Raw genomic sequence first — 12,525 nt, forward strand, 5'->3', positions numbered from 1 at the left:
CGGCGAAATAACGAGATAGGCTATCAGTAGAAGAATTTTTAAACAAAATCACAATAAAGAAAGGATGTAGAGCGAGAGAAAGAGGAAACTGAACTCGAGCGGGAAGCTCGGACAAAAGACCAGTCGTTTGGAAAATCAGGATTTTCTACGATTTCCTAGATTCAGTTGCTTTCTTTTCGCTCTTGGTATCTTAAATATGGCAGTAGAAATTATTATGCCCAAGCTCGGTGTTGATATGTCTGAAGGCGAAATCATCGAGTGGAAAAAACAAGAAGGAGACACCGTCCAAGAAGGGGATATCCTCCTTGAAATCATGTCCGATAAAACCAATATGGAAATCGAAGCGGAAGACTCTGGTATCTTGGTTAAAATTGTCCATCAAGCTGGTGAAACAGTACCAGTGACCGAAGTTATTGGTTATATTGGTGCGGAAGGTGAAGTTGTGGATACTGGTACTGCGTCAGCCCCTGCTTCTCCAGAGCCAGTTGTCGAAGAAGCGACTGCTAATTTAGAAGCCGCAGGTCTGCAAGTTCCTAAGGCTCCGGTTCCTGATGCTGTACCAACCCCTGCAGCCCTAGCTGATGATGAGTATGATATTGTTGTGGTCGGCGGCGGTCCTGCTGGTTACTATGCCGCTATTCGTGGTGCTCAGCTAGGCGGAAAGATCGCTATCGTTGAAAAAGCAGAGTATGGCGGTGTCTGCCTCAACAAAGGCTGTATCCCGACCAAGACCTATCTGAAAAATGCAGAAATTTTGGATGGTCTAAAGATTGCTGCAGGCCGCGGCATTAATCTCGCATCAACTAACTACAGCATTGATATGGACAAGACTGTTGACTTTAAGAACTCAGTGGTTAAAACATTGACTAGTGGTGTTCGCGGTCTCCTCAAGGCTAATAAGGTTACCATGTTCAATGGTTTTGCCACAGTAAATCCCGATAAGACCGTGACAATTGGCTCTGAGACAATTAAGGGTCGCAGTATCATCTTGGCAACGGGTTCAACAGTCTCTCGTATTAATATTCCGGGTATTAATTCTTCATTAGTATTGACTTCTGATGACATTTTAGACCTGCGTGAAATGCCTAAGTCGCTAGCTGTGATGGGTGGTGGCGTTGTTGGTATTGAGCTAGGTTTAGTATGGGCCTCTTATGGTGTTGAAGTTACTGTTATTGAGATGGCTGATCGTATCATTCCTGCTATGGATAAAGAAGTATCGAAGGAACTAGAAAAAATCCTGACGAAGAAAGGGATGACAATTAAGACACAGGTCGGTGTCTCTGAAATTGTTGAGGCCAACAATCAACTGACGCTTAAACTTAATAATGGCGAAGCAGTAGTTGCTGAAAAGGCTCTTCTATCTATCGGCCGAGTACCACAGTTAAAAGGTTTGGAAAAACTTAATTTGGAAATGGAGCATGGTCGTATCAAGGTTAATGATTACCAAGAAACTTCTATTTCTGGAATTTACGCACCGGGCGATGTTAATGGTATCAAGATGTTGGCCCATGCTGCCTACCGCATGGGTGAGATTGCTGCTGAAAATGCTATTTGGGGTAATGTCCGTAAGGCTCATCTTGATTATACGCCGGCTGCCGTTTATACTCATCCGGAAGTGGCCATGTGTGGTATCACAGAAGAAGATGCCCGTCAACAGTATGGCAATATTTTGGTCGGCAAGGCTAGCTTTACTGGCAATGGTCGTGCTATTGCGTCAAATGAAGCTCAAGGTTTTGTAAAAGTCATTGCCGATACCAAGTATCATGAAATTCTTGGTGTTCATATTATCGGTCCGTCTGCTGCTGAAATGATTAATGAAGCTTCGACTATTATGGAGAATGAACTGACCGTTGATGAATTGCTCCAGTCTATTCATGGACATCCAACCTTCTCTGAGGTACTTTACGAAGCCTTTGCTGATGTGCTTGGAGAAGCCATCCATAATCCACCGAAACGCAAATAATATGCTGATTCTGCTCATTTATGTATAATAAAGGAAGAAAGAGTTCTGGTTGATCTGAACTCTTTTGTTTTGAAAATCTTGTTAAATCGTAATATTAACAAAATTTGAATGAGATATGAGGAGTTACTACATGAAATATATCGTCAATAAGTCTAACAATCCTGCCTACAATGTTGCCTTGGAAGCGTATGCCTTTCGAGAATTAGTCGATGAAGATGAAATCTTTATTCTCTGGATTAATGAGCCAGCTATTATCATCGGTAGGCACCAAAACGCTATTCAGGAGATCAATAAAGAATATACGGATGCGCATGGTATCCATGTTGTTCGTCGTTTATCTGGTGGTGGTGCTGTCTACCATGATCTTAACAATCTCAATTACACCATTATTTCTAATAAGTCTGATGAAGGGGCTTTTGATTTTAAAACCTTTTCGGAGCCTGTGATTGCAACATTAGCTGATCTGGGGGTTACAGCAGAGTTTTCTGGCCGTAATGATTTAGAAATTGATGGTAAGAAAATTTGCGGGAATGCCCAAGCTTACTATAAGGGGCGGATGATGCACCATGGCTGTCTACTATTTGATGTGGATATGACCGTCTTAGGTAATGCTTTGAAAGTTAGTAAAGATAAGATTGAATCTAAGGGAGTCAAATCTGTGCGTTCACGCGTGACTAATATTCTAAGTGAACTGCCAGAGAAGATTACAGTTCAAGAGTTTTCTGATAAAATTTTGGATAAAATGAAAGGAATGTATCCTGATATGACTGAGTATGTTCTCAGTGCTGATGAACTGGCTAAAATTCAAAAATCTTACGAAGAGCAATTTAATACATGGGATTGGACTTATGGTCAGGCACCAGAATATACCATTGAACGCAATGTTCGTTATCCTGCCGGTAAGATTAACACTTTTGCCAATGTTGAAAATTCAATCATTAAAGGAATTAAGATTTATGGTGATTTCTTTGGTGTCTTGGATGTTGCCGCTGTAGAGAATATCTTATTGGGGTGCCGATACGAATATATGGATATTTTGGAGCGCTTGAAAACGGTGGATATCAGTCGCTATTTCTCTGGTATGAGTGTTGAAGAAGTCGCTAAAGCAATTGTAGTTTGATAGAAAAATTACACCAAAATAACAAATATTACTTTGGAAATACGAAAATATTGAGTTTTTTTATAAAATATCCTTAAACGCCTCCTGAGATTGATTTTTAATAACTAATTTGTTACACTGTTTGACATAGCAAATCTTTTACAAATAAAATAATTTTGTAACAATTGCTAAATTTCTATAATCAAGAAGGGTTATTAAAATGGGAAAGAAGAAATTGACTCAGTATTCACTTCTTAGCGGTTTAGTTTTAACTTCAATCGCTGCTGGCCAACAGGTATTGGCTGATGAAGCAACTGATACAACTGCTAATACAGCAGCTGATAATCAAGCGTCACAAGTTGCGACTACTGGACCTCAAGTTAAAGTTGTTGATCAACAAACTGAAGGTAACAAAACAACGACGACATCAGAAGTTACTTCACCTGAGTTGACTCAAGCTGTCAATGATGTTAATAACTTCAATGAAGCTAACAAACCATCAACTGGCAATACTGATAAAGGTGATGTCAACAAAGATGGGGCTCAAGATGCTAATACTACACAATCAAATGTAGTTGTTCCGCCTGTAACTATTTCGCAAGGTGAAACTAAGACTTATGATACTGTTGAAGAAGCAGATGCTGCTAATAAGGCGCAAGCTGAAGAAGTTAAAAATACTTTGACTCAGTATCAAAAAGATGTTGCTGATTATAAAGAAAAATTAGCTAATTACAACAAAGAAAATGAAAAGTACATTGCTGATAAGGCTGCTTATGATGAAAAAGTTAAGGCTTACAATGACTACCAAGCTAAAGTAAAAGACCTATCAAATCCTGAAAACGCAACAGTTGCTAAGGGACTTATTTATAACAATGAACCAAACGCAGTGGTTTCTATTGACGGTGTTAGCCAATATGTGACTAAAGAAGCACAAGCTAACCACGTTCAAGATGAAATTCTTCAACAATTTAATACGGATAAGTATCCAGGATCTGACTTCACATCAGAAAATCCATACGCTAATAATGAAGATGCATGGTTCAAGATGAATGTTGGTGATACCGTTACGGCTACTTACACTGGCCTTGAAAATGCAACTTACCTTGGTACTAAGATTGGTAAGGTTGTCGCAACTTATAAGTTGAACAGTACGACTAGCAATGATAACACTGCTATTGTAAAACTTTATCATGACCCAACCAAGACAATCTTTATTGGTGCTCAAACATCAGATGATCCTTCTAAGGAAATCACTGCTGATTTGCAAGTGAAGTTCTACGATGAAAATGGTCATTTGATTAATATCAATGGTGACAACTCAGTTATCAGCTTGTCTTCACTCAACCACTGGACAACTGAATACGGTGATCACGTTGAGAAAGTTCTTAACATTGGTGAGAATAAATTTGTTGGCTTTAAAGATTCATCTGTTAAGATTAATCCTGATGGTGCTATTTATTCACCATCTGATAATGAATTTGTTGCTAATGGTGCCGCTCTCAATAGTGACGGTGAAGACGGTTGGGATAAGATCAATCCAGATGGAGAAAAACGGACCAAAACATCTGCTTATGGTGCCGCAGCAATGACTTATAATGGTGAGCCATTCACCATTTCAGCTTCTGGTAACAATGTTGGAGTTCCAACAGCTATCTGGTTTGCTGTGAACTCCTTGGCTGTTAAAGCTCCGGGTGAAGCTCCAAAAGAACCAGAGAGACCTAAGCTATCTGCTGTGAGCGTTAAGTATAACAAGGCTATTGTTAAGGCGGTTGCTGAAATGCCAACTCCAGGACAACCAACGCCGCCAACACCAACAACACCAGGTGAACCAACGCCTCCTACTAGTCCGGAACCTCCTAAGTCACCAGCACCTTCGCCAGCTCCTAAAGTGCCAGAAAAGCCTGTTACAGCTGCTCAAGGTGCCCAAGCTACTCCAACGATGCAGAAAGCTCAAGCTCTGCCGCAAACTGGTGATGCTAACAGCTATGGTGTTGCTGCCTTCGGTGCTGGAATTGTAGCCTTCTCTACTTTAACACTTCTTGGAAGTATGAAACGTAAAGAAGACTAAGCTCAGTTTCTATATTGATAAAATACTTAAAAGATCTGCTCATCATTTGGATGGTGGGTCTTTTTTATGGCTCTCTGTCAACGGTGACTTATAGCTAGACACGAGAAGAGCTTTTTTTATTAGGGCTTCCAGCTTTTCTAAGAAAACCACCGGCTAAACTGGTGGCTGATAAGGCTTCTAACTTCCATTTATTGATTTATAATGGTCAATTGCTAATTTTTTTGCTAGACTAAACTTATGATGTTTGAATCGAGAAATAATCCTGCGCTTACTAATCATCAAGAGGAACGGTGCCATCAGTTTCAGACTGAGAAGGTCAAAGAGGCCAGTATCCTGTTTATGGGAGATTCCATTGTTGAATTTTTCCCTTTGAAAAAATATTTGGGGCATAATTTTAATTTTGTTAACCATGGTATTGCTGGTATTTCGGCCCATTGGCTGGCTGATCATATTCCAGAAGTTTTGGGACATCAGGAGCCCGATAGAATTTTTTTGCTGATTGGCACCAATGATATTGGTATGGGATATGATGTGCCAGCTATTGCTGAAAAAATTGAAGAATTGATCCATCATATGCAAATTGAAGCTGTTGGCTGTCCTATCTCGCTCCTATCTGTTCTGCCAATAAATGAAGCGGAAAGCTATCAAGCTAAAGTTAAAATTCGGCGCAATCAGACTATTCAAGCTTTGAACCGAGAGCTGCTGAACATACCAGCAATTGAGTTTGTTGATGTCTATGATGCTCTGCTTGATGAGCAAGGACAACTAGCAGAACCTTATACCCAAGAAGGGCTACATTTAACGCAAGAAGGGTACAAAGCTTTATCCAAAGCCCTGAAATCCTACCTTTAAAGGATAAGTCTAGGATAGCAATAGCTTGAATTAGGTAAGCATTAAAGATTACTAGGTGGGATAAACGCACTTTTTAAAATCCTTTTTTGAAATGAAATTCTTTGTTTATCTGTTAAGATCGTTTTCTTTTGATGGAGCTGCTAATCCAGTTGACTTGAGTGATACTAATCATGAATTTCTTGAGTTTGCTGCTAGTACTTTTACTTTGGTGTTTCTATTTTAACAGGTCTTAAATACAAAGAGAATACCCCTTCTGCATAACTCTTAAGCGTCTAAAGCTTTCAGTTCCTGGCTGGAGGTTTTTTAGATTTCTTTTTTGTGAGAAAAGTGGTAGACTAGGTCAGAACGAAGCGTAAATTTTTGAAATGGGAGGAAATCAAATATGACAGCGGATGAAAAAATTTTAGCTTTGGTAAAACCAGAATATATGGAAAGAATTCCTAAAATGTTTCGGGGACATGCTACCAAGGCAACGGTAAAAAAGATTGCTCAGGAACATCCAGACCTTTATGCTAAGGTAGAGGAAGCTGGGGAATTACCAGATGACTTGGCTCAAGAATTGTCCAGTATTATCAATGGTATCTTTGAAGCTAAGATGAAAAAGCACAATTTCTAAATTTTTGTTTTGAAAGCCGGTTCAGTTTGGGACTGGTTTTTTATTTTACTGCAACTTTGATGGAGTGACAGATACAGACAATAGCAATGGGAAGAAGATAAAGCTCAGTAGGGCGGAATAAACTCAAAAATTATTTGAATATTAAAGAAATTTTTACTATAAAATATTTTCAGTAAACAAATTAGTTTACAAAACAATTACTGAATGTTACGATAGGAAAGATGAGATAACGATTCAATGTGTGAGAGTGTTGAATGAGTTATGGGAGCTCATCGAATAAATAAACTTTTTTAATTTTAATTATCATTGGGAGGATAATGAAATGTCAACAAAAAAATTCAAGAGCTACACGCTCTTTAGTAGTTTACTTTTGGCTACTGTTTTTGCAACGAATACAGCTTTTGCTGATGAAGCCGCGAACGGCAGCGATCAAACGAATCAGCCAGCGGTGTCACAGGAGCAGGCAGCACAGTCTGGGCAAGCTCAAGGCGGTCAAAGCCAAGATGCTCAAACTGATAGCAACAATCAAGCAGTGCCTGTCACTGATCCAACCGTTACAGAAATTGACAGGCAAGATAATGGTGATGGAACGTCAACCACGACATCAGAAGTGATTTCACAAGATTTGGAAACAGCGAAGGCGGATGTTTCTCAGTTTAACGAAGATAATGTGGCTACTGTTAGTCCAGCTGTAAATTTTTCAGAAACTGACGTGAAAGAACAGCCTTCTGTAGAAGCAGCACATGCTGATAATCAAGCGCAGGCTAAGGCGATTGAAGACGCTTTAACAGCTCAAAAAGGGAAACTTGACCAATATAAAACTGATATGGAAAACTATCAACGTGAGCTTGATCGTAAACCAGAGTTGGAAAAGAAATATCAAGAAGCTTTAGCTAAGTATGAAGAAGATCTTAAGGAATATGAGGCTCAAAAAGCTGCCTACGAAGAATACCAAAAGCTACTTGCTGAAGGTATTGATGCTGGTCGTATTGAGAAGGCACAAGGTTTGATTTACCAAAATGAACCAAATGCTACTATCGCTTTAGAAGGTGTTAGCCACTTCTTGACGAATGAAGCTGTTGCTAAGCACCATGCAGATGGTATCTTAGACCAATTTAATACCGATAGGTACCAAACTAACGGCAAATATAATGCTGATGAATTTACTGACAAAAATCCAACAACTGGTAAAGAAGATGTTTGGTTCCGCATTCCAGTTGGAAAAACCATAACAGCAACCTACACTGGACTGGAAAATTCTTACTACGATGGCAAAAAATTGAGCAAGGTTGTCATTAACTATACACTTAATAGTACAACTAATAACGATAATGATGCCTTGGCTAAACTTTTCCACGATCCAACTAAGACGATTTTTATTGGGGCACAGACATCGAAGGAAGGCCGTGGTGATAAGATTAGTATCACTATCCATCCAACCTTCTTCGATACTGATGGGAAACAAGTTGATTTGAGTACCAACAAGGCTATCATGGGCTTATCTTCTCTTAACCACTGGATTACTGAATACGGTAATCACTTGGAAGCAGTAGAAGTGGGTGATAACGAATATATCCAAATTCCAGGGTCATCTATTCAAAATCACAATGGTTCAGCCTATTCAGAAAATGATAACCAATACAAGACCAATGGTTCGGCCTTCAATGGTGACGGTGAAAACGGTTGGGATGCTATCAATGATGATGGTACCCCACGGTCTAAAACAGCATTCTACGGTGCTGGTGCCATGACTTATAAGGGGCAACCATTCACAGTTACTGCTGGAGGTAACGATCAATACCTGCCAACAACCATTTGGTTTTCTGCTAACTCAGTTGTTTCAGTGCCGAAAGATCCAGGTCAAGCTCCTGAAAAACCAGAACCAGTCGAAGATCCTAAGAAGCCTGAAGCTCCAAAAACTTTAGAATTAACTTGGCATAAAAATATTGTCAAGAAAACCGCAGTGAATCCGATACCGGTTATTCCAATTGTTCCGACAACAATTACAACTGTTAAAACACCAGATCCGCAGCCTCAGCCACAAACACCAACCACTCCAATCCCGGTGAAGATGGCTGAACCAAAATCTGTTGCTGGTTCAGTTCAAAAACAAGCAGCTCTTCCACAAACGGGTGATTCAAATGGTTATGGTCTTGCAGCATTTGGTGTTGGTATTGTTCTCTATGCAGCTCTTACTTTACTTGGTAGCCGTAAAATGGATGAACATGAAGACTAAGTAGGCCTAATAAGAAGTAGTAGAGGACGTCTTACGTTAAGATTATAAAACTTCCATCTCATAAAAGGTGGAAGTTTTTGCATGTTTTCAGAACAATTTTAATAGGCACTTAATGGCACAACAAAAGCCCAGCAAGTTCTTGGGCTTTCTTAACATCTAAATTCAAAAATAGTGGCAGTGGTCTGGTCTTATTTTTCGAACTCAGCCTTGCTCTTAACGTCTGCGTATTCTTCGGGGACTTCTTGGGATAAGATGTCATCGTAGCTGGCCAGCTTGATGTCTTGACCGTATTTGTTTCGTAGCGCTGTTGTAACTAAGCGATAGGCTAGGTTAGCATTGCGAGAAAGGATTGGGCCATGGAAGTAAGAACCAAAGACATTTTTGTAGTGGACCCCCTCGGTGCCGTCTTCTTTGTTGTTACCATTACCGTAGAGGCAGACGCCTAAAGGCTTTTCATTATCGGCAAGGAAGGTACGACCTTGATGATTCTCAAAGCCATAATAGGTTTCATCAAATTCCTCATTGTGAATCTTGATGTCACCGATATAGCGATTGTTTTCTTGATTGAGGGTATAGTGGCCCATGACACCGATGCCGTCGATTTTTTCGCCATTAGCTTGAACATAGTATTGACCTAGTAATTGGAAGCCACCACAGATGGCTAGGAGAACCCCGTCATTTTCGATATAATGTCCAATAGAGTTCTTAATGCGAGGGAGATTTTTGGCGACAATAGATTGTTCATAGTCCTGACCGCCACCAAAGAAGACTAGATCGTAGTAGCTGTCATCAAAGTCGTCATCCAAGGAGACGATATCAACAGAGATCTGGGCTCCCAACTTTTCAGCCACGTATTTGAGCATAAGGATATTGCCGTTATCGCCGTAAGTATTCATGAGGTTGCCATAGAGGTGGGCAATATGAAGCTCAAAATCATAATCTCGATGACTAGGAGACTGTAAGGAAGTATAAACCATTAATGCATCTCCTTTCCAACAGCATGTTGGCTGGCCAAAATGTCTCTGAATTCCAGCATGGCTGTGTAGGTGGCTAGAATGTAGGCATGCTCTTCATCCTGCTGTTTAATCAAGGTCATGATGTCCTTGAGACTCTCAGCTTGGGTAATTTTGTCTTCGGGATAACCGGTGACCCGTAAACGTCTGGCAATTTCAGAGTGACGGACACCACCGGCATTGATTTCTGGAATATTCATGTCTAGGATAGACTCGAAATTAGCATCCCAAATCCAGCTGGTATCAATACCATCAGCATAATTGGCATTGAGCAGAACAGAGAGACTGAAAGGATAAGGGGCTAACTTAATCATATCTAGGGCCTGACTGGCACCAACAGGGTTCTTAATCAGGACCAAAGTACAGGACTTATCACCGATTTTAAAAGTTTCTTGACGCCCAAAGACTGCACGGCTTTTATCGAAGCCAGCCTTGATTTGACTTGGTTCCACACCAAAGAATTCGGCTACAGCCACAGCAGCTAGAGCATTGTAGATATTGTAGAGGCCGCCAACATTGATTTTATAAGCTTGACCATCAATGATGAACTTAGAGGTCGTATTGGTGATTTCAGTTAACTTCGTAAGCGCATAGTCTAATTTTGGCCGTTCAAAGCCACAGTTAGGGCAGATATAGTCTCCTAAATTGGCATAGGTATTGAGACGGTATTCCAAAATATGCTGACACTTGGGGCAGAGAATGCCTTCAGTGTTATAGTGAGCCTGTTTAGTCTCCTCTTTGTCTGTAGCAAAACCGTAGAATTGCACAGGGTTGACAACCTTTTTGGAATGAAAGAGAGGGCTGTCCCCATTGGCCAAAATAGTGGCCTGAGGAGCTTTGGCAGCCCCATCTAAAATCATCTGGTAGGTTGTGTAAATCTCTCCGTAGCGATCCATTTGGTCGCGAAAGATATTTGTAAAAACAAAGAGACTAGGAGTGAGGTAATCTGTGATTTTTGGCAGACTGGCTTCGTCAATTTCCAGTACTGCAATTTTCTTGCCAGACTTGGCTTTCTTGGCTGTCAAAAAGGTTGATGTGATGCCAGTAATCATGTTAGCACCACTCGGATTGGTTACAACTTCCCCAAAGGCCTCTTTAAGAATACCGACAGTTAAGGCGGTTGTTAAAGTTTTGCCATTAGTTCCTGTTATGACCACGATTTCGTAGTCCTTAGCAATACTATCTAAAATATCCTTATCAAATTTTAGGGCTAGTTTACCAGGCAGGGTTGACCCTCGTCCCATCTTACTGAGCATGAAATGTGCTGACTTTCCCGCCGTAATCCCTAGTAATGTTTGTAATTTCATAAGAATATTTTATCATAAAAAAATAGTCCAGTGGACTATTTTTTCCCGAGCATGGAAATAAGAAAGCGAGGCAAGTCCAGTGGACTATTTTTTCCCGAGCATGGAAATAAGAAAGCGAGGCAAGTCCAGTGGACTATTTTTTCCCGAGCATAGAAATAAGAAAGCGAGGTAAGGAAGTGTTAGATAATTTTCTGCTTCCTCTGCTGTTAAATCCTTGAGAGTAGGACAAAAATTGGTCAATCACTATTTCATGGCAGTTTTGATTTTTCTCCCAATTTTAAATCGGTAGGCTTGGGTGGCAGTCTATCTCTGGACTGCCAAACACCACCACTGAGATATCGCTCCTATCTTCGTACAGTTTTATCAAGATACAAAGCCGTTAAGCAGTGCAAAGGGATTTGGGAAGATCACCGCAGGTGATAAAACACCTAAGAGATTTTCTGCTTTCAGTTGCCATATTTGTAAGAACAACAGCTAGGGATCTAATTTCACAGCACTGCAGGCGCGTTCAACTATTAATTATCACTTGCATGGTAGGTAAGTCTGGGACCAAAGTCCAGACTCGTTAGCGTGGTTTTAGATTTACTAGATTGATGCAGTGGTTGATGAGGACAGGTAAAAACTTGTCCAGTATTTCCGTTTTGGAATAAGCTCTTGACGCGCAGTGATTAGCTGGTTTTCCTTTTGTCATAAAGCCAAAGCCGAAAGTCAGTCAACTGTGCGGTTGTGGAAATATGAACCAGAAATTTCAGTTTTTGGAGTAATCCCCTTCTCAATGACTGCGGAATAGTTAACACACAGAGGAACTTTTGGTTCAGCCTCGCTATCATTCACAAAAACATAAAATAGGGAAGCTAGTTATCACTGTTTTGTTAGAGTAGAGCGCACTCTGGCTATTCTTTTATACAACTTTAAAATGGAGCTGATTATGTGTTAGACCACTTTTGTTTATTTAATCCAAGAAAAAGGAAACAACGGCAATGACGATAACTGCCCCAGCAATGGAGGGAATCAGAGCCATACCAGCCAGCGATGGTCCCCAGTAGCCAAAGAGAGACTGCCCGACAAAGGATCCAATCAAGCCAGCAATGATATTGGCTAAACAGCCCATAGAATCGCTCTTTTTTGTAATAGCTCCGGCCAGCATTCCGATAATTGCTCCAACGATAATTGAACCTAGCATAATTTCTCCTTTTTAGTGAATTAATTTGTTGCTATTGTAACTAATTTTCTGATGTTTGACAAAGCCTAGCCTCAGATTAGGATAAATTGGAGCTCTCCATATTCTTAGTAATATAGAGGAAATTCTGACCTACAGAATTAAATTTCCTAAAAGGTAGAATTTTGGAGAGCATTGATTATTAAAACTCG

9 protein-coding genes are annotated in these 12,525 nt (G+C 40.3%); 6 read left to right on the forward strand and 3 right to left on the reverse strand.

What is annotated here, in order from left to right; all coding sequences use genetic code 11:
- Window positions 1-196 precede the first annotated feature (196 nt).
- The 6 genes from lpdA (at window position 197) to ACFSN5_RS03260 (ending at window position 8,834) form a co-directional block, all read left to right on the forward strand.
- Entirely contained in the window at window positions 197-1,963 is a 1,767-nt protein-coding gene (gene lpdA / locus ACFSN5_RS03235; RefSeq protein WP_165209509.1) for a dihydrolipoyl dehydrogenase, read from the forward strand.
- Between the two features lie 130 nt (window positions 1,964-2,093).
- Window positions 2,094-3,083, forward strand: a complete 990-nt coding sequence (locus ACFSN5_RS03240) for a lipoate--protein ligase (RefSeq protein WP_165209512.1) — start codon at window positions 2,094-2,096, stop codon at window positions 3,081-3,083.
- Between the two features lie 199 nt (window positions 3,084-3,282).
- Window positions 3,283-5,130 carry a GbpC/Spa domain-containing protein gene (locus tag ACFSN5_RS03245; protein WP_165209515.1) on the forward strand — a complete coding sequence of 616 codons (1,848 nt, stop codon included), beginning with the start codon at window positions 3,283-3,285 and terminating at the stop codon, window positions 5,128-5,130.
- 237 nt (window positions 5,131-5,367) lie between these two features.
- Window positions 5,368-5,982, forward strand: a complete 615-nt coding sequence (locus ACFSN5_RS03250; protein WP_241154183.1) for an SGNH/GDSL hydrolase family protein — start codon at window positions 5,368-5,370, stop codon at window positions 5,980-5,982.
- 382 nt (window positions 5,983-6,364) lie between these two features.
- Entirely contained in the window at window positions 6,365-6,598 is a 234-nt protein-coding gene (locus tag ACFSN5_RS03255) for a hypothetical protein (protein WP_165209518.1), read from the forward strand.
- 322 nt (window positions 6,599-6,920) lie between these two features.
- The gene (locus tag ACFSN5_RS03260; RefSeq protein ID WP_165209521.1) at window positions 6,921-8,834 is read left to right on the forward strand and encodes a GbpC/Spa domain-containing protein; all 1,914 of its coding nucleotides are present in this window, start codon (window positions 6,921-6,923) and stop codon (window positions 8,832-8,834) included.
- A 188-nt stretch (window positions 8,835-9,022) separates the two neighbouring features.
- Here ACFSN5_RS03260 and gatD read toward each other — a convergent pair whose 3' ends face one another.
- The 3 genes from gatD to ACFSN5_RS03275 all read right to left on the reverse strand — a co-directional run bounded on the left by gatD (window position 9,023) and on the right by ACFSN5_RS03275 (window position 12,337).
- Entirely contained in the window at window positions 9,023-9,811 is a 789-nt protein-coding gene (gene gatD, locus ACFSN5_RS03265) for a lipid II isoglutaminyl synthase subunit GatD (protein ID WP_165209524.1), read from the reverse strand.
- Window positions 9,811-11,154: a lipid II isoglutaminyl synthase subunit MurT gene (gene murT, locus ACFSN5_RS03270; protein ID WP_165209527.1), complete on the reverse strand. Its 1,344-nt coding sequence runs from the start codon at window positions 11,152-11,154 to the stop codon at window positions 9,811-9,813. The genes gatD and murT overlap by 1 nt, the downstream gene beginning before the upstream one ends.
- Window positions 11,155-12,106: 952 nt before the next feature.
- Entirely contained in the window at window positions 12,107-12,337 is a 231-nt protein-coding gene (locus tag ACFSN5_RS03275; RefSeq protein WP_004225329.1) for a GlsB/YeaQ/YmgE family stress response membrane protein, read from the reverse strand.
- Between the last annotated feature and the right edge of the window lie 188 nt (window positions 12,338-12,525).

It is taken from the genome of Streptococcus tangpeifui, from assembly GCF_044503215.1.
GTDB classification, from domain to species: Bacteria; Bacillota; Bacilli; order Lactobacillales; family Streptococcaceae; genus Streptococcus; species Streptococcus tangpeifui.